Origin of the sequence: Pengzhenrongella sp. (assembly GCF_036565025.1) — a bacterium.
GTDB lineage: Bacteria > Actinomycetota > Actinomycetes > Actinomycetales > Cellulomonadaceae > Pengzhenrongella.
Window position 1 is genome coordinate 1 of the sequence record NZ_DATCNW010000152.1, and the last position, 19,127, is coordinate 19,127.

The window sequence follows — 19,127 nt, forward strand, 5'->3', positions numbered from 1 at the left end:
CCTTCCCAAAACTGGATCGCTCCCGCTCGGGGCGGGCCCGCACGCAATGGACGTAACTTGAGGTCCACGCAGGCGGGATCCAGAGGAGGATCCCCGCTCGGGGGCGACTGGCAGGGGGTCCTAAGTTACGACCATTGGGACCGGACCCGTCCAGCTGCCGCGGGACTGGGCTCGAGAGACTTCGACCATCAATTCAACACCGACGAGGTCACGCGAATGTTCCCATTTGTCGTTGCTTGCTTCGAAGCGAAAGTGGCGCGCTCCGATGACCTCCAGGTACTCGATCCCCTATCTTTCGATCAACTCAGACGGCCTGGCGATGGGCCGAATACCCGCGGCCGAGCTCGTCCGAAGCCAGGTCGAGCCTGAGGATCGAGGCCGGATGTCGCGGTTCCGGACGGCGAGGTTCTCGGTCGCCCGACAAGTCACCTGGGCCCCGGTAGGAGGCGCGATCCCAACCACCGTGCTGCCACATCCAAACGGCGGCATGCGGGTCGATCCACGGTGCGCGGAACCAGAGGCGCACCCATGCGGTCGGGCACCCGGCGACGTCGGCCGCGTTGACGCGCTGGACCCACGACAACGCGTTGCGCCGTGTCGTGCTGCGCCGGTGAACCTCACGTGAGATCCAGGCCCGCATGACGCCATGATGCACCTCCGCGCTCACGTTCCGGCCCTCGCCAGGCGCACGAAGACAGCCCCCGCTCAGAGACCGGAGACAAGGGTGGGACTCATTTGACACTCCTCTATTTCTGGCGTTCACTTGAACTAGTTCTCGAGACGATTGGTGATACCAATCGCAATACCGTCGCTGCTCGACTCAAAGCGGCACCTAGCTGTCGACCATCATGGGACCCACGACCAACCAGGGAGACTTCGTGATTATCTTCGGCATCATCCTGTTTATTATCGGATATTTCGCGGCCATTCCGATCCTCGAGACGATCGGTATCATCTTGGTCGTCGTCGGACTCGTTCTGTTGGTCCTCGGCAGCGTGGGGCGCGCCGTCGGTGGTCGACGCCACTACTGGTGAGTTGGCGACGCGCGGCTTGAGTCGTCATATATCAGATAACCCTGATGGACGTACCTCAGCCGTGCAGATCCGACGGAGACGTCCTGAGAAACGGCCGCGAACTCGGCTCACGGGCGGTCATGCCGCGAGTCCGGCGACCAGGTTGATCGCCGCGGCGATGATGACCGTTCCCAGCGGGAACGAGAGCAATGCGTGCCTGAGCGCCGTGCGCCGGATCTGCTTCGACTGGATGTTCGTGTCCGACACCTAGAAGGTCACGCCGACAGTGAAGGCCAGGTAGGCGAAGTCACGGTAGTCCGGTGGTTCGGTTTCGTTGAAGTCGATGCCGCCGGGCCGGCCCGAGTAGTACAGGCGCGCGTACTTCGCGGTGAACACCGTGTGGACCATCGTCCAGGACACCAACACGGAGACGACGGCGAGAGTGGCCTGCAGGTACTTGCCGTTTCCGGCTGCGTGCCCGGCACCGAAGAGCACCACACCGACGGCGACGAGGCTGGCGGTCGCAGCCCCGACGAGCACGACGTCGGCGAGGTCGCGCCCCGGGCTCGCCAGCTGGGCATGACGGGCAGTTTCCCGGGCATCAAGACGCCACACGACGATCCAAGTCCAGGCGCAGAACACCACAGCAAGAACGTCCCAGCCGATCAGGGGCGCGGCGCGGCCCGCTCCCGATGCCCACGCGACCGCCGCGCCGGCGCCGGCCGCAAGCAGTGACACCAGGAACTTGGTGCGGGCCGAGGCTGAGCGGGCCCTTGAAACAGAATCTCCAGCCGGGTGCGCGATCATGGCCCCATCCTGGCAGCGCAGGCCGGTCCCGACCGGAGTGAAGACCCTGACGGATGCCTCCGCGACAGCGTCCGCTCGAAACCCGACGCCGGTGGTGCACGGACTGCTGACGCGGGGGCCGCACGGACTGCTACCGCAGCGCCGCGACGAGCCGGAGTCGCGATCGACAACCGCCACAGGGAGCGCTAGGTCCGGAGGAGCGATTCGCGTGCGCCGCCTGATTCGACGACGGGTCAAACGTGTGCAACGACTGTATCAAGTGTCGTCGTGGCCGAGGTGCTTCCAGTGCTGCGACGCCGCAGCTTGGGTTGTCGACGTGTGCCTCATTCGTGGGCCACGGTGGTCATTTCACCCCGTGTGCGAGAGGTGCCCCCAGGCCCACTGATAATACTGGGGTAGGGGGCCGTCACGATTCCGAGTGGGACATGGTCAGTCTGGGCCTCGCCTCGTTGAGCTGGGCGTACCGCGGAGTGCGGCACGCTCGCGTTCGGGTTGCGCTCAAGGGCGCGTTTGCGACTGCCACGCTCCGCGCACACCCACCACCCGACGTCACGTCGCACCCGGACCTGCTGATCACCGGCACCGTGGTGACCGCCCTGCACCGGTCGCTCACCCTCATCCGCCGCGGCGACCAGGACGACCAGCACAACCCTTGCCCTCAGATCCTCCTCTTGCCAGTGCTCAATCGAGAAAGCGGCAGCACGTGTCGGAAACGGGAGCGGGCCCGGCAACGGACGACGTTCTGGGCGGGCGGTATCGCCTCGGTGAGCAGATCGGACGAGGCGCGATGGGAACTGTCCATCGAGCTCGGGACGAATCGCTCGGTCGGGACGTCGCGGTCAAGATTCTGGCGACGTCGCGGTCGACGTCGACAGCGGACGAAGGCGAGGTGCACCCCGACGACGAGGTAAGGCTCCTGACTGACCTGAACCACCAGAACGTCGTGACCCTCCTCGACGCGGGTACCGACCTGTCGGACCCGGATAGGCCGCGGATCTACCTCGTCATGGAGCTCATCGATGGCGCCGATCTGCGAAGCCGGCTCTCCGAAGGGGCGATGACCCCCCGCGACGTCGGACAGATCGGGATCGACATCGCAGAAGGTCTCGACTACGTCCACGACCACGGCGTGGTCCACCGCGACATCAAACCGTCGAACATCATGATGTTCGACTACGCCAACGACACCGACCGGGTGCGGGCCAAGCTCACCGACTTCGGGATAGCGATGGTCATGAAAGGCCCGACCACCGCTGACGATGACAGCGGCCTTTCCGGTACGGCGGCCTACGTCAGCCCAGAGCAGGCAAGGGGGGAGCCGCTCGGCCCACCGAGCGACATCTACTCCCTCGGTCTCGTCCTGATTGAGTGCCTCACTGGGATCGTGGCCTATCCGGGGGCGCCCTTGCAGAGTGCGCTCGCGCGGCTGATGCACGGCCCGGCCCTCCCCACCGGGGTCGACCCCCAATTGACCAGGCTGCTCGAGGCGATGACGGCGACCGAACCCAGCGCCCGGCCCACCGCGAGCGAGACCGCCCTGGTCCTGCGGGAGATCACCGCCGAGGGCAAGGGACGTCGCCGCGCCACCCAGTCGATCATCCCGGAGAACGAGCCCGCGAGGATGGCTGCGGTGCACCGGTACGACATCCTGGACAGCCCGCCGGACGGTGCCTTCGACCGGATCACTGCGCTTGCCGCCCGGCTCTTCTCCGTGCCGATCGCGATCGTGAGCGTGGTCGATCACGACCGCATCTGGTTCAAGTCCCACCATGGGCTCGAAATCGACCAGCTCGATCGCGACGCGGGGCTGTGTGCCTCGGCCATCCTGCACGATGGCCCATGGATCATCGAGGACGCGGCAGTCGACGTACGTGCGCTGTCGAACCCGTTGGTAGCGGGCGAGTTCGGGCTTCGGTTCTACGCAGGCATCCCGCTGCGCACCCGTGACGGCTTCAACCTGGGGACCCTTTGCGTCCTGGACCGCGAGCCGCGCAAGCTCGACACCGCCGACGTCAAGACCCTCGAAGACCTCGCGGCCATCGTCATGAACGACCTGGAGCTCCGGCGCGAGAACCGGCACGCCCCATAGACGCGGCCAGACGCGCGGACTACCCGTAGGACCGCAACGCAGGACTGCGGTCCCAGCGGTGTGGCCATGATGGTTTGCAGAACGTGGGTCACCGGGTGAAACGGCCCAAAGACAGCACCCCCACCAGCACCTGCCCGCCGGCTACGCGCACCCACCGAGCTCGAGCCCGGGTCCAGATCCGCAGCCTTCCCGGACAGTCCGGTTCCGGGCAGGCCAGGAGCCCCGCGCATCGCGGCTCGGGCCGCATCGTGGTCGATCACGTGGAGCACGACTACCAGCTTCCGTCACGGGACCGAGCCTGCCCGCCGACCTCAACCTGCGGCAAGAGTCGGGTTCGTGTTGCAGCCTGCCCACCAGCAACCCCGGCCCGCAACCCCTCAGACGGTGACCAGATCCCATCGAGCGCCCCGTCACCGTGACCACGCCACTCGACCCGACTCAGACCCGCGACCTGCCCAGACAGACCCCGCCCGCCCTCATCGTCACGGTCTTGACGCGACAAGATGGGCCAACCCAGCTGAGACTCTGCCCGCTCATCCTCACCGTCAACGACGCCAACGACCACGCTCATGGTCACCCACCGTGGCGCCCTACACGAGTGGGCACGTGCAGCAGTATCTGCTCTATGTCTCGAGCGCTTGATCGAGGCACTCAGTGACTATGAGCGTCGTTCACAATCTCACCCAGGCGCGCCAGGCATTCGGCGACGTACGCGGGAAGGGTTTCCCGATAGTAAGAAATACCGCTCACGGCCACCATCACGGCCCATGCGCGGGCACGCAGCCACGTCGGCTCGTCGATGTCGAGCTCGCACCAGTAAGCCTCCCGTGCGGCGGCAGGCAAGTCCCAAATCGTGGAGTGCTCGGCGTCAGGGTACCCAATTGAGAGACATCCGAAGTCGATCATGGCGTGGAACCTGCCCCCTCGCACCAGGAGGTTCGTGGGTTTTAGATCGCCGTGCAGCCACACGTGGGGGGCAGTCGAGTCCGGCAGGGCAAGTGCGTCGTGCCACAAGCGTTCCAGCGTAGAGAGGTCCACGTCGGCGTCCACGAGGCGGTGGCATTGCTCGAACGACGTGGATACCCAGTCAGCGCAGTCATGCAGGCTGGCGCCTCGGTACCATGCGAGATCACCGGTACCTGAGCCACCCATCAGGTCGATCTGATGAAGCTGCCGCACGGATCTCGCCAGATCTGCCCCGAAGATCGACCAGTCCGTGACGGTCACGGAACCCGGTTCGGCCCCGTCGATCCAGCGATAGATCGACCAGGGCAGCGGGTAGGCAGGCGTCGGTGACCCAGCGTGAACCGGGTCAGGGATCATGCAGTCGAGGTGGGGTGCCAGCCTCGGGAGCCACTGCTGCTCCTTGCGGATCGAACGTGCCGTGTCAGGTGTTCTGGGAAGGCGGACCAACAGGTCGTGGCCTAGGCGGTACATCGTGTTGTCCGTTCCCTCACCAGCTCTGGCTAAGGGAAGGTCCGCCCAGTCGGGGCACTGGGAGCGCAATAGCGCCCGCACGACGCCCTCGTCGACATGAATTTCATTGTCGTGCAATTGCACCATATTCCAAGTCTCTCACGGTGAAGCCGGCGTGGTGTTTGAGCTGATCCTCAGTGCGGTGCCTGAGCGACGAATTTGACCAGTGCGGATCGTAGTTCGTGTAGCGCGCCGTTGCGCTCTTCAGTAACGGCGACCGGGATCGTTTCGTCGACACGGATCTCCCAGCCGCTGAAACACCGGCGGAGGACACTGAGCGCTTGTTCGCCACTGAGAGGTAGCTCGATCACGGCGGCCCGCCTCGCACCGGATGAGCTGACTTCTTCACGGTCCGCGACGATCCCGATCACGTTGACGCCACCGGGGATGGTTGCGGCACGGCACCGATCGAGTATCGCGCCAAACGCGTCGAGGGAACTGACGTGCTCCAAGGCACTGAAGGCGATGATGAGCCCGGCATCGTCGGCGGGAAATGCCCACGACTCAAGGTCGGCGTTGACCGTCTCGACGTGATCGGACACGCCGGCCGCAGCGGCGTTCTCGACGAGGCGCGCCAGGGCGCTGGGGAGGAGGTCAACAGCGGTCACCCGCGATCCCGTGGGCAGGCCGGCGACGATCGGCAGGGTGTGTCGCCCCACACCGGCCCCGAGGTCGTATGCGTGGACGGGATGCGTGACGAGACCCAGGCTGTCCATGACCAGCGGATGCGGCTGTGCAAGCCAGCTGCCGCGGGTTCCGAGGCTCGCGTTCCTGTAGAGCGTCTCGTGGTACCGGATGGTCTCTCGCCTGGCCCGCACGAACTCGTCTGTCGGCAGACGGCGTGAGCGGCCTCCTCGGCGTGCCTCTGACGTCATCGCTGAAGAGTGCCACGCCGGCTCTTGCCCGACCGGCACCGCCTGCGACGCCATGAGCCATGGTCAGGGGAGGGGCTCCTCCTTGAGCAGGTCGAAGCGGAGGTGGGACACCGGGCCCGCCAGGAGCGGCAGGCGGCGGCGCTGGCGCCACAGGACGGGGCTGCCGTCGGTGCCGCGCGCGAGCGCGTAGCGGCGCTCGAGGCGAAGTCCCTGGTTCGGGACGGCGGTCGCCGCCAGCTCGTGGCCCGCGCCGGCTCCGAGCAGCTCGGAGACCGGGCCCGCGCGCGGCACGGGCGGGCTCTGGCTCAGGTCGGCGACCAGCCCCTGCACGAACACCCGGCGCGCCGGGGCCGGCCGGGTCTCGATCCGGTACGGGTGCCAGTGCTCGGGCAGCGTGGTCGACGGCTCGTAGGTGAACCGTCGGGTCTTCGTGCGACGGGTCTCCTCCAGCGCGAGACTCGCGTCGGCGGAGAGCTCGAGGTCGAGCCCGTCGGCCCGCAGCTCGACGGCCCACATGACGTTCGCGTCCTCGTCGACCCCGAGCAGCACGTCGTCGAGCGCGGGCCCGGACAGGGGAGTGGTCGCGGCAGGCCACACCACGAGCGAGGACCGGTCCAGCCCTCGGGTTCGGAACAGCGACCACGGACCGGGCGCCTCGTCCGGCCCGGCAGGCGGATCCTCGTCACCCGGCGGGATGGTCAGGTCCCACCAGTCGTCGAAGCCGTCCTTGACCCGCACCTTGGCCAGACTCACCACCACCCCGGAGCTCGGCGGCGGGTCCTCGCCCGCCGCACCGGGCGCAGGGGAGGGGATGGGGATCGTGAACCAGTCGTTGGCGTGGTCGCAGATCAGCTCGATCAGCAGGGCGGTGGCCAGGTGCGACCGGTCGGGCGGGAACCCGCCGATGTCGACCGCCGCGTCCTCGATCTGCCACCACCGCGGAGCCGGGGCGCCCGGGTACTGCAGCCGCTGCGGCAGCACCTGGCGCGTCGTGAACGCCGGTGCGGGCAGCGGGCCCGACGCGTCCGCGGTGAACCAGTCCACGTCGCCGCCGTCGTGCCCCGAGACGGTGAGCACGGTCCCCCCGACGGGGACCTCCGCCTCGTAGGTGAGGGTCTCGGTCTGCCAGAAGTCCGGCCGGGCGGCGAGCCCGAGCACCGACGGGTCGCCGTCCGGGACGAGCCCGCTGCGCCACGCCACCATGCCGTCGGTGGACCCCACCAGGCTCGCGCCGTACGGCGCCGGCAGCTCACCGAAGGCGCAGTCCGCGCGCTGGGCGGGCGTCAGCGTGCCGTCGACCGCTCGGCCGACGCGGACCCGGCGCCCGATCGTCCACCAGTCCTCGGTCGCCCCCTCGAGCAGGGCCTCCGCAGGGACGACCGTCGGGTCGAGCCCGGCGACCGGCTCGAGCGGGGTGTGCGCGACCTGCAGTTCGACCAGGACTGGCGATGACGCGTCCTCCCCGGCGTGCTCGCCGACCTGCCACTGCCGCCCGAGCATCCACAGCGGGTCGGCGACCTCGGCGGCGAAACCGCGCTGGGTGTCGGTGTACGGCGGCATCGGCTCCAGGCGCCGGTAGTGCTCCCAGATGCTCATCGCCTCTCCTCCAGGTCGCTGCCGGCGGGCCCCGCGGCGAGCACCATCGACGTCGGCACGGCCAGCGACCAGGCGCCCAGCTCATCCGGCTGGGCCATCCGCGCCCGGGCCAGCTCGCGGGTCGACAGCACGATGGCGGGCAGCGAGTCCGTGGTGATTGCGAACCGCTCGTCGGGCGGCACCGCGAGCAGCACGGCCTGCTGGGCGCGGGCCCGCGGGGCGTCGAAACCGAACGAGGCGTGCGTGGTGTGCCGGGCGCTGGGCACGGTCTCGGCCCAGTCGTCGAGCACCGCGATCCCCACCGGGCCGCCGGCCGGCCCGCCGGCGGTCGGACCGTAGACGACCACGTGGCGCTCCGAGCCCGCCGGGACCGACCAGAGCCTGGCCGGGTCGCTCGCCGCGGCCGGCCACGCGGTCAGCACCTGGTGCGCCTCCAGGCGCGCGACGGCGGGCCGCACCGCGGCGACCACCTCGAGCCAGTCCCGGTCCAGGTTCGGCGCGAGCGTCACCGGAGGCAGAGCGCCGGTGCACACCAGCGGCAGGCCTGACGCCGGGACGAGCAGCGCGTGGATCCGCATCCCCAGCGTCGCCGCATCGGCGCCGGCGTCGGTCCCCGGATCCCCGGCGGCCTCGATCCGGGCGGCGAGCACCTCGGCGGCGCCGTCGTCCGGCAGGCCCCAGGCGAGGGCGGGCCCGGTGACCGGAGGTTCCGCCGACAGCCCCGCGAGCACGTCCGCGGCGAGCGCCCGCAGGCTCGCGAGCCGGCCGCGCAGCTCGGCCTCGGCGGCCTGGGCGTCCCCGGCGACGTCCGGCAGGCCGCGCTGGACGTCGAGCAGCGAGCACAACCGGTCCAGCGCGCGCCGCCGGTCGCCCGCGGTCCCGCCCGTGGCCGGACCGCCGAGCGCCGCGGACGCGAGGGTGTCCAGGCGCGCCTGCGGCACCAGCACCACATCCGGGACCGCCAGCGCGAGGTCCGCCAACGTCACCGATGACCCGTCGAGCGTCCAGGTCCAGTCCGACGCGGGACCGGTCTCGGCCTCGAGCAGCGCGCCGAGCGAGGGGTCGGCGACCGTGGCCGGCGACGCCGGGTCGGGCACCGGCGCGGGCAGCGCGACCAGGACGGTCGTGCGGGTCGAGAACCCCTGCCGCTGCGTGCGCAGCACCCGCAGCTCGGGCGGGGCCCCGAGCCCGGCGGCGGCCTCCATCGATTCCTGGGCGGCGGCGGCCCGGCCCGAGACGACGTCGTGCACCGCGTCGGCCACCAGCAGGTCGCCGTAGGTGTCCACCACCTGGCGCAGGTCGTCCAGGCTGCCGACGCTCGCCGGAACCGATGCCGGGGCGGCGTCGAGCACGTGCTGGCCGTCGCAGACCCGCCGCCCGGCCCATTCCGGGCGGGCCGGGAAGTTGCGCCGAAGCTCCAGGACCGCGGCCGGATCGCCCGCGCGGCGCTCGATCTCGCGGCCGAGCGCCTCGCTCACGTGCACCCCGAGGCGCACGTCCGCGCCGAGCCGGGCCGCGAGGCGCACCAGGTCCGAGCGCGCGGTGATCGCCCAGCGCGCGTCGTCGTCGTGCACGGCGTGGTCGCGCAGCACGGCGGCGGCGATCCCCTGCGCGTTGCCGGGCGCGTGCAGCAGACCGGCGGAGGTGGGCGGGGTCGGGTCGAGCGCCGGGTCCAGGTCGTCGACCCAGCCGTACGCCCCGAGCCGGCGCGGCACGCCGCGCGCGATCAGCCGGCGCAGCCGCCGCGTGCCGACCGCCGTCACCCAGGGGTCGATCCGGTGGCTGGACGTGTCGACCACCGCGGCGACTGCCGGTCCGAGCGCCCCGCCCTCCAGCAGGGCCTCGTCGCGCGCCGCGAGCTCGCGCACGGCCGCCCGCACGTCCCGGAACTGGCGGACGATCGCCAACGCGTCGCGGTTCGGGGGATTCTCCGCGTCGAGCCGGTCCTGCGCGTACTGCGGCAGCTTGGCCACCACGTCACCGATCGACGCGTCGTTCGCGAGCTGCTGGGCATTGGTGAGTGGCAGCAGGTACCGACGCGTCCACGTCGCCCAGGGGTCGGGAGCGAGCCTGGATACCTCCGCCTGGGTGAGCAGCAGCGAGTGCCGGATCAGCCGAACCAGTAGCGGCGGATCGTCCTTCTCCTCGTCGCGGAGGTTCGCCAGGTCCTCCCAGCGCTTCTTGAGGTACCCGTTGAGCAGCTCGCGCGGGCTGCCCCGCCCGGTCACGCCCGGCTGCACGTAGCCGAACGCCTCGTAGCGGCGCCCGGGTGGGGGTTCCTGCTCGAGGGACGGCGCGGCCATCGCCTCCCAGCTCGCGATGGTGTCCCGCGGGTTCGTGCCGTTGATCGCCGCGCCGAGCAGCGCCACGACCTCGAGCGGCAGGAAGGAGCGCGAGCCCAGCCGGCGGCTCGTGGGGACCCGCCCGATGATGTCCAGCAGCCGGTCGGCGCTCGCGCCCGCGGCGGTCCCGCCGGCCGACGCCGCCGCCGACCAGTCCCGCAGGACCCGGCCGAGGATGAAGGTGACGCCCTCCTCGAACACGGCGTCCAGCGGCGCCGGGCGCCAGTTGGCGAGGTCGACCGCGGGCAGCACGCCGTACGGCACGTCCCCGACCCGCAGTGCGGGCCAGGAACCCAGCGGGGACAGGTTCCGCGCCGCCCAGTCGCCCAGTTGGGGGGTCTCGGCGGAGTTCTCGACGTCCTTCAGCCAGCGCTGCCACAGCACCGGCCACAGGGCGGTGACCAGGTGCGGGACCACCTCGAGCAGGCTCGTGTCGACCGCGCCGACGCCGTCCAGGCGCGGCAGGTGCGTGAGCACGCCGGCGAGGCCGTTCGCGGTACCGCTCCCGGTCGCGCGCGCGACCGCCAGCCAGCGCGCCGGGTCGCGGCCGACGTCGGCGGTGGGCTCGCCCGCGACCGTGTTGGTCCGCGTCATCGGCGGCACGAGGCCGAGCGTGCCGTTGCCGGCGTGGGCCTCGAACACCGCGCGCGGGTCGGTGTCCGCGAGGCCGGTGACGAGCAGGACGTCGAGGTGCGGCCCGTCGGGCAGCTCCACCTCGGTGGCCAGCCCGACGTCGACCGCGGCCGCGTACGACGTCCACCACAGCTCGGGGACCTTCTCGGGCGTCAGGTCCGCCATCGCGGTGCCGAGGTCGCCCTGGGCGGCGAGGCTGACCAGGTTCGGGTGCAGCTCGCCGAGCAGCGTGAGCCCGGCGCCTGCGTCGCCCCAGAGCTGCAGGACCTCGGGCAGGGCAGCCCGGTAGTCGATCCCGCGGCCCTGGTCGTCGTACGCCCGGGTCAGCGCGAAGCCGTCGCCGTCCGGGATGACCGGCACCTCGCGCAGCAGGTACGCCGCCCGCGCACCGCCGACGGCGCCCGCGAGCGAGGTGAACGCCGCGGCACCCTCGTCGGTCGTGAGGTCGCCGGCCGCGTACCCCCAGCACTGCGCCACCCGCTCGGCCTCCTGCTGCGAGGCCGGCAGCGGTGGACCGGCGAGAGCGACCGGGTCGGGGTGCACGCGCACCCGCAGCCGCCACGGGTCGCCCTCGTTCTGCGGGCGCCGGTACCGGGTCTCCAGCCGCATCGGCAGCAGCACGCCGATCAGGTGCCCGTCGACCAGGGGGTCCAGGCGCAGGCGGGCCGTCTGGTCGAGGTCGAACACGTCGTCGTCGGCCAGCGCCGCGTTCTGCACGAACGTCTGGCCGTCCCCGACGTGGCCGCCGTTCGCGGCGATCACGTCGAGGATGCGCTGGGCCGTGGCGAGGGTCATCGCCGGCACCGGACCGGCGAAGAGCCGGCGCGGGTCGGGGCTGAGCTGGTCCAGCAGGCTCTGCGCGTCCGCGAGGGACTCGAGCCAGCTCGACCACTCGAGGAAGAGGAAGATGCTCTCCTTGCGCTTCCCGTCGAGGGCGTCCAGCTCGGCGTCGAGCGCCGCGACCCCGCGGTGGATCTCGTCGAGCCCCGCGCGCAGGGCGACCGCGGACTCGGCCTGGGCGCGCAGCCCGGCGTCGTCCAGCCGGCCCGGATCCCCGACCAGCAGCCAGCCGGGGATCGCGGCCAGGTCGGCGGCCGCCTTGGCGGCCCGTTGCAGGCCGACGGCGCGGGCCCGCCGCGCCGTCTCGCGCTCGTCGCGTCGTGCTGTCATGACGTCATCCCGAGAGGCGGTGCTTTCGTGGTCACAGCAGGTTCCCTAGAAAGACGCGGACGGGCGGGTCGAAGGTGTGCTCGGCGAACGTCGCGCCCTCGGGGGACGCGTCCCCGGGCGTGTACGCGAACCGGTAGCCCGGCGGCGGCTCCTCGAGCACCAGCCAGTGGTCCAGCCCGGCCGATGGCGGCACGCCGAACCCGAAGAACACCAGGTCGGGGGTGAGGGTCCCGCTGAACGAGGGGTAGTCCCGGTGCGGGGGCGGGTTGCCGGGGTTGGGGCCCGTGTCGACCTCCGGGACGCCGGCCCACGGCGTCGCGCCGCCGGCGTTCTTGACCAGGTAGACGAGGGTCGCGGGATACCGCCGGAACAGCTCGGTGTGCAGCACGACGACGAGGTTCGCGCCGTGGCTCGGGTCGGCCAGGTGGGTGAGGTCACCCAGCGGCGAGGCGTCCGGCCACAGCGGGAGGTCGGTGTTCAGCGCGACGACCGGCCGGATGTCGGTCGCGACCCCGCCCGCCGCGACGTTGACCCGCTGCCAGAACCTGCGCAACGGCGTCCAGCGGGTCGTGATCGGCAGGTTGCGCCAGCGCAGCTCCCCGAGCGTCTGCACATTCGCCCCGAGCAGCACGGCGTCCACGAACGGCGGGTTGGTCGCCACCGCGAGCACCCGGTCCGGCGGGATGTCCCCGGACCCGGGCAGCAGCCAGTCGGGGGAGTTGTCCGACAGGAACTTCCACAGCGGGATGTCGATCTCGGGGGACACGTCGGGCTCGGCCAGGAACGGTGCGCGCAGCCCGCCGATGGTCCCGAGCACTCGCGCGACGACGACCGGGCGGGCGACCGTCGGGTCGATCCCCTTGGCGACCGAGTCCGCGAACGCCCCGAGGTCCGCCAGCGGTGAGCAGGACGAGACGGGGGGCTCGCCGCGGACGGCGTCGAGCAGGTCGAGCAGGACATGGGGGTCCTCGCGCAGGGTCTGCGCGACCGGCCCCGCGGTGTCGGCGTTGTCGTAGAACTGCGTGAGGACCTCGTCCGCCCGCTCGCGCAACGCTCCCGCGAGGTGCTCGACGGAGCCCGGGTCGGCCAGCGCCCGCAGGATCCGGTGCTCGCCGTCGGACAGCTTCTGCGGGTCGGGGCAGCGGTTCGCTGCGACGATCAGTCCGGGCAGCGAGGTCGCGCCGGGCTGCGCGGCCCGCGCGAGCGGCCCGCGCCGCCGCAGCATCCGCCGGGCCGCGCTGCTGAACAGGGCGGGGGCCAGCGCCGGGGTCCGGTCGGCGAGCGTACCCAGCGCGCTGCCGGCGCCGTCGACCGGCATCCGCCCGAGCAGCGGCGCGAGGGTAGCGAGCCGGGCGAGGGAGTCGGTCGGGACGCGCCGGTTCCACAGGCTGCGCGCCGCGCGCAGGCCGAGGGTGAGGTGCCGGATCCGCTGGGCGGCGGCGGCCACCGCGGCTGCCTGCCGGGCGGCGCCGTCGGCGATCCGGTCCTGCCAGGCGATCGCGACCCAGGCGCCCAGGCCGGCCGCGCCACGGTGGCGGGGGTCGGCCCGCATCTCGCGGCGCCACCCGTCCGGCACGACGTCGTCGCCCGGCGGCGGCCACTGCCAGTCCTCGCCCTCGACCGGCCCGGGGTGCCAGGGGACGTCGTAGCGGGGGACCGTGAGCACCCACCGGCCGGCGTCGGTGAGGTCGCTGGCGAGCGCCTCGATCGTGGCGGCGACGTCCGCGGGGAGGGGGTCGGCGACCGGCGGCTCGCCGTCCTTGGGCACGACCGTCAGCGCCGCTCCGGCGGCGAGGACCGTGCCGGGCACCGGGCCGATCGTCACCCGCGCCCGGCCGAACTGCTTCTCGGCGAGCAGGGTCTGGTCGTCGTCGCTGAGCGGCTCGAGCCGCTGCGCGATCGACGCGAAGTCGCCCTGCTCGGTCGTGGTGCGAAAGCCCCAGCTGTCGAAGCACGTCAGCGTCACGGTCCCGGCGCCGCCCGGCCACGAGTCGGCGAGGGTGCTGGTGCCATCGGGGTTGAGCACGGCCCGCCAGCAGGGGACGAGCGCGGCCACGTAGTCCTGGCCGGTGTCGAGCTTGCGCGGGCTGATGATCCGAGAGAACGGCGAGTGGTCGACGATCGTGTGCACGTGCGCCCACCGGTGCGCGTCGGTCAGCGGGTGCCAGTCGAACAGGGTCTTGCCCTCGAACTGTTCGCCCGAGGTCAGCCGGACCCGGCCGTCGGCCAGCCGGGTCACCTCGGCGGGGGTGCCGACCACGAGGACCAGCCAGGGGCGGACCGCCACGAGGCCCGCGGCCTGCGGCTGCGGCGAGTACCGCCAGGGCAGGTCGGGCGTCGCGAGCTCGACGTGGGCCATCATCGTCGCCTCGGCGTCGATGCAGCCGGGATGCGGGCGGCGGCCGGTGATCTGCCCGCCCGCGAGGTTGGCCACGTCGCCCGGACCGGCGAGCAGGAAGGACGCGGGCGCGGGCGCCAGGTCGCCGTCGTCGTCGTGCAGGGTGATCGGCAGGTCGGCGGCGAGCCGGGCGGACGTCGGGGGATCGGTGGCCAGGGCGTACACCGCGGGCCGCTGCCACGCGACGAAGTCGTTCATCAGAGGCCCGCCAGGCTCACGGCGGACACGAGGTCGGGTTCGGCGACGGCGAACGCGCGCGGGTCCGGGCTCACCCGGGCCGCCTGGTGGGCACCGGTCGCGCTGTCGTGCCGCACGCCGTCGGACGTGCTGACCCAGGTCTCGGTCCCCACCGTGACCAGGGGCGTCGTCGTGGCGAGCGCCGGGGTCGTGTCGCGCGCGGCCACCATCGACATCAGGATCCCGGGCAGCTCGAGCGCGACGCCCACCAGGATCCCGAGGTCGCCCCACCCCTCGTCGCGCACCTTGCGGAACACCCGCGGCTTGGTGGTCTGCGGGCGCGCGGCGCCGAGCAGGTCGGGGCCGCCCGCGGAGATCACGCCGGCGGGGAGCTGCTCGAAGGCCGGGCGGTTGAGCGCCTCGGCCTGGCTGAGCGTGATGAAGGACCCGGGTGCGAACAGGTCGCCGACGCCCGAGGTCTGCTGCGGGACCGTGGCGGTGACCCGCTGGTTGCTGCCGAGCGGCGCGCCGTCGAGCCGGTCGATGGGGATCGTCAGCGGGACCCGTTTCTGCTGCCAGGCGACGCCGCCGCGGGGCAGCACGAGCGCGAGCGTCGGGGGCACCGGCAGCGGCGCGAGCACGACCTCCCGGTCCGGGCCGCCGACGGCGTGCAGCGCGCCCGGCCGGATCTCCTCGCGCCGCAGCAGGTCGGCGGCCCGGTTGGGCGGGACGGCCGGGGGACTGTCCGAGCTGCCGAAGGTGAACGTCTCGTGGAAGTGGAAGTCGTGCAGGAACGTCTCGACCGTCAGGCGCCCGGAGATGGTGACCGGGCCGGGACCGTCCAGGGTGCCGTCCAGGCGGATGCCGCCGAAGGTCAGCCCGAAGACCTCGACCTCGAACCCGGCGCTGACCTCGGCGTGCACGTGGAACGGCGTGAACTGGACGATCGCGTCGACGGCGAGGAAACCGTGCGCGCCGCAGCCGCCCGCCTCGATCCCGGCCTCGAAGTAGCCGCCGAGCTGGACCGTGTTCGACGTGACCGCGAGGTACCCCTCGGCCCGCACTTCGATGCCCGGCACCGGCAGGTCCAGGTGGAACCCGAGCCGGCGCAGCGGCGGGATGTTCGCCGGTTCGGGGCGAAAGCCCGGGTAGAAGCCGCCGACCGAGAGCACCGTGTAGCCCGGGCTGCCCCACGACTGGCGGAAGGCGAGGTCGCCGTAGATCGTGAAGATGCCGAGCAGCCCGCTGTCGACGAGGCTCGCGTCCACGCTCAGCAGCCGTTGCGCGAAGTCGATGACGCCGACGACGTCGACCCGCAGCTTGAGGACCGGGGGGATGCCGGCCCGCGCGATGCCGACGATGACGATCCGCTGGGGCCCGGGCAGCTCGACGAGGACGCCGATGTCCAGGGAGCAGAAGCCCTGGCCGGCGATCTCCAGCCAGGACAGCCGCAGGGTCGGACCGGCCACCGAGGCGCCGACACGAGGGACCAGGATCGCCTCGAGGGCCACCAGGGCTCGCCGCGCGCTGTCGCCGACATCGAGCGGGAACAGCGCCTCCCCGGCGCTGCCGTCGCGCAGCTTGGCGGCCAGCGCGGGCACGTCCACGCTCCGGTTGATGCCCACGACGCCGCCGATGCGGGACAGCTGGAAGCCGAAGCCGACCTGGATCCCGGGGGTGAAACCCGCCGCGAACACCGTCGCGAACGACGGCTGCGAGCCCGCGCGGCGCAGGCTCGCGAGCGCGGCGACCTCGATCACCCCGAGGTGCAGGGACAGGGCGCCGTCGACGCCGTCGGGCAGGACGGCGATCGACCCGTCGCCGACGACCGGCCCGGCGTCGAGGTGTGCGCTGACCGCGTTCGGCGGCAGCGGCCCGATGACGAGCTGCGGCGCGGCGGCGTCGCGCGGGTCGGCCAGGCGCAGGGCGGGAGCCTCGACGTGCAGGCCGAGCGGCCCGAACGAGGCGTCCAGGCGAATTCCGTCGGGAGCGCCCCAACCCTCGCCCGGGTCCAGCAGGGGCAGTGCGGGGACCGGGATCTTGCCCAGCAGGTACGCGACGAGCCGGCCGCGCAGGGCGTCGGTGGCCGCGCGCCAGTCCGCGAGGGCCTGATCGAGGGTCGCCGGCGCGCCGAGGGCGGTGTCCAGGCCGTCCGCGGCGGTGAGCAGCGACGCGACGGTCGGATCTCCGGGGCCGCCGAGGGCGGCTACGACGACGTCGGCGTAGGAACGAACCGGTCCGGCCATGGGGCGTCCTTCACGAAGGTCGGGAGCCGAGAGCTAGGTCGCAACCTATTGCCGCCCCAGGGTCCCGGCAACAGGAATGCCCCCGCGCGATCGGCGCGAGTGCGGGACTTTGGCTGCCATTCGGGCGATTCGCACAGCCGAAGTCCCGCATTCGGGGCAGTCGAGCCCGTTCGGGGCGCCCGACACTTGAGACGGGTGCGGCGCGGGAGCGCCCGGTGTTGAGAGAGTTGGGCCATGAGTACACCGATGTACCCCGAGCAGCCCGCAGCCGATGTGTCCTCCAGTGACTCGTCCTCCATCGACGTGTCCTATATCGAGGATGTGTCCCCGGGATCCGGGCGCCTCGCCGCACGCGCGTCCGCGAGCTCCGACGCCGGGGTGCTCGACCTCGACGGCGAGTGGGCGTTCCGGCTCGCCGCGGGAGTGCACGACCTGACCGTCGGACTCGAGGCGCCCGACCTCGACGACGCGGCGTGGGACCGCATCGGTGTGCCCAGCTGCTGGCAGATGATCGGGGTCCCCGGCGCGCCCCGCTATGGCGCCCCGGCGTACACGAACGTGCTCTATCCGTTCCCGGTCGACCCGCCGCGGGTCCCGCAAGCGAACCCGACCGGGGAGTACCGGCGCACGTTCGAACTCACCGACGGCTGGGACGCCGAACGCACCGTGCTGCGCTTCGAGGGCGTCGACTCGTCCTTTGTGGTGTGGTGCAACGGGGTGCGACTCGGGCACGGGACGGGCAGCCGGCTGGTCACGGAGTTCGACCTGACGCCCGTGCTCCGGCCCGGGGTGAACACGCTCGCCGTCCGGGTGCACCAGTGGTCGGCCGCGAGCTACCTCGAGGACCAGGACATGTGGTGGCTGTCGGGGATCTTCCGCTCGGTGCGGGTGCTCGCGAGGCCGGCGGGCGGGATCGACGACCACTTCGTGCACGCCGACTGGGACCTCGCCACGGGCGCCGGGCGGGTCGTCGTGGACACCTCCGTGCCGGCCCGCCTGAGCATCCCCGAGCTCGGGCTGGTCGACGTCGACGCCGCGGTGCAGCACGACCTGCCCGGGGTCGAGCCCTGGAGCGCGGAGGTTCCGCGCCTGTACGCGGCGACCCTCCACACGGCCACCGAGCGCCTCGACCTGCGGATCGGGTTCCGCACGGTGCGCATCGACGGGGACCGGATCACGGTCAACGGCCGGCCCCTGCTGCTGCGCGGCGTGAACCGGCACGAGTGGCACCCGGTCACCGGTCGGACCCTGGACCACGAGACGATGCTCGCCGACGTCCTGCTCATGAAGCGCAACAACGTCAACGCCGTGCGCACGAGCCACTACCCGCCGACCAAGGAGTTCCTCCACCTGTGCGACGAGCACGGGCTGTGGGTCTTCCTCGAGTGCGACCTCGAGACGCACGGCTTCGAGCCGAACGGATGGCGCGGCAACCCGAGCGACGACCCGCGCTGGGAGCCGGCCCTGCTGGACCGGATCGAGCGCACCGTCGAGCGGGACAAGAACCACCCGAGCATCATCGCCTGGTCCCTGGGCAACGAGGCCGGCCACGGTCGCAACCTCGCGTCGATGGCCCGCTGGGTCAAGGACCGTGACCCGAGCCGGTTCGTGCACTACGAGGGCGACTGGGACTCCTCCTACGTCGACGTGTACTCCCGCATGTACGCCGACCACAACGAGGTTGCCGCGATCGGGCGCGGCGCCGAGGAGCCGACGGTCGACCCCGCGAACGACGCGCACCGCCGGAACCTGCCGTTCGTGCAGTGCGAGTACGCGCACGCGATGGGCAACGGCCCGGGCGGGCTCGCGGAGTATCAGGAGCTGTTCGAGGAGCACGGCCGCCTGCACGGCGGGTTCGTGTGGGAGTGGATCGACCACGGCGTCGCGCAGCGGACGGTCGGGGCCGACGGCGAGCAGCGGGAGTTCTACGCGTACGGCGGCGACTTCGGCGAGGAGTTGCACGACGGCAACTTCGTCGCCGACGGCCTCGTGTTCCCCGACCGGACCCCCTCACCGGCCCTGCTCGAGTTCAAGAAGGTCGTCGAGCCGGTCCGCATGGCCGTGCACGACGACGACGGCGGTGGCCTCGCGCTGGTCGTGGGCAACCACTACGGGGTGCTGGGCACCGACCACCTCGCGTTCGGCTGGACGCTCGAGCTGGACGGGACCGAGGTCGGTGCGGGGACCCTCCAGGTCCGGGACGTCGAGGCCGGCACGGACGGCATCGCCGAGCTGCCGACCGCGATCCTGGCGGCAGCCGAGGCGGCGCGGACCCGCGGCGGGGAGCTGTGGCTCACGATCCGCG

The 19,127-nt window shown here is 72.0% G+C and carries 9 protein-coding genes and 1 pseudogene; 3 read left to right on the forward strand and 7 right to left on the reverse strand.

Going from position 1 to position 19,127, the window contains the following annotated elements; genetic code table 11:
* Positions 1-878: 878 nt before the first annotated feature.
* Positions 879-1,034: a DUF6131 family protein gene (locus tag VIM26_RS08630; protein WP_331950166.1), complete on the forward strand. Its 156-nt coding sequence runs from the start codon at positions 879-881 to the stop codon at positions 1,032-1,034.
* 117 nt (positions 1,035-1,151) lie between these two features.
* Here the strand turns inward: VIM26_RS08630 and VIM26_RS08635 are convergent.
* Positions 1,152-1,820, reverse strand: a pseudogene (locus VIM26_RS08635) (DUF1345 domain-containing protein).
* A gap of 703 nt (positions 1,821-2,523) precedes the next feature.
* Between VIM26_RS08635 and VIM26_RS08640 the strand changes: the two are divergent.
* Positions 2,524-3,909, forward strand: coding sequence for a GAF domain-containing serine/threonine-protein kinase (locus VIM26_RS08640; protein ID WP_331950168.1), 1,386 nt, complete (start codon positions 2,524-2,526; stop codon positions 3,907-3,909).
* Positions 3,910-4,560: 651 nt separating this feature from the next.
* Here the strand turns inward: VIM26_RS08640 and VIM26_RS08645 are convergent.
* From VIM26_RS08645 to VIM26_RS08670, 6 genes are all read right to left on the reverse strand, one after another.
* Positions 4,561-5,472, reverse strand: coding sequence for an aminoglycoside phosphotransferase family protein (locus VIM26_RS08645; RefSeq protein ID WP_331950170.1), 912 nt, complete (start codon positions 5,470-5,472; stop codon positions 4,561-4,563).
* Positions 5,473-5,519: 47 nt separating this feature from the next.
* The gene (locus tag VIM26_RS08650) at positions 5,520-6,260 is read right to left on the reverse strand and encodes a class I SAM-dependent methyltransferase (protein WP_331950172.1); all 741 of its coding nucleotides are present in this window, start codon (positions 6,258-6,260) and stop codon (positions 5,520-5,522) included.
* A 63-nt stretch (positions 6,261-6,323) separates the two neighbouring features.
* Positions 6,324-7,856, reverse strand: coding sequence for a hypothetical protein (locus VIM26_RS08655; RefSeq protein WP_331950174.1), 1,533 nt, complete (start codon positions 7,854-7,856; stop codon positions 6,324-6,326).
* The gene (locus VIM26_RS08660; protein WP_331950176.1) at positions 7,853-12,001 is read right to left on the reverse strand and encodes a hypothetical protein; all 4,149 of its coding nucleotides are present in this window, start codon (positions 11,999-12,001) and stop codon (positions 7,853-7,855) included. Before VIM26_RS08660 ends, VIM26_RS08655 begins: the two co-directional genes overlap by 4 nt.
* A gap of 31 nt (positions 12,002-12,032) precedes the next feature.
* Entirely contained in the window at positions 12,033-14,597 is a 2,565-nt protein-coding gene (locus VIM26_RS08665) for a hypothetical protein (protein ID WP_331950178.1), read from the reverse strand.
* Complete coding sequence (locus tag VIM26_RS08670) at positions 14,597-16,822, reverse strand: DUF6603 domain-containing protein (protein ID WP_331950180.1); 2,226 nt, start codon at positions 16,820-16,822, stop codon at positions 14,597-14,599. The genes VIM26_RS08665 and VIM26_RS08670 overlap by 1 nt, the downstream gene beginning before the upstream one ends.
* A 234-nt stretch (positions 16,823-17,056) precedes the next feature.
* Between VIM26_RS08670 and VIM26_RS08675 the strand changes: the two genes are divergently transcribed.
* The coding region (locus VIM26_RS08675; RefSeq protein WP_331950182.1) for a glycoside hydrolase family 2 TIM barrel-domain containing protein at positions 17,057-19,127 on the forward strand (2,071 nt) is incomplete at its 3' end.

What these genes read in the sequence shown, in the direction of transcription:
- VIM26_RS08645 (WP_331950170.1), bottom strand. Translation starts at nt 5,472, where the DNA reads ATGGTGCAATTGCACGACAATGAAATTCATGTCGACGAGGGCGTCGTG.
- VIM26_RS08650 (WP_331950172.1), bottom strand. Translation starts at nt 6,260, where the DNA reads ATGACGTCAGAGGCACGCCGAGGAGGCCGCTCACGCCGTCTGCCGACA.
- VIM26_RS08655 (WP_331950174.1), bottom strand. Translation starts at nt 7,856, where the DNA reads ATGAGCATCTGGGAGCACTACCGGCGCCTGGAGCCGATGCCGCCGTAC.
- VIM26_RS08665 (WP_331950178.1), bottom strand. Translation starts at nt 14,597, where the DNA reads ATGAACGACTTCGTCGCGTGGCAGCGGCCCGCGGTGTACGCCCTGGCC.
- VIM26_RS08670 (WP_331950180.1), bottom strand. Translation starts at nt 16,822, where the DNA reads ATGGCCGGACCGGTTCGTTCCTACGCCGACGTCGTCGTAGCCGCCCTC.
- VIM26_RS08660 (WP_331950176.1), bottom strand. Translation starts at nt 12,001, where the DNA reads ATGACAGCACGACGCGACGAGCGCGAGACGGCGCGGCGGGCCCGCGCC.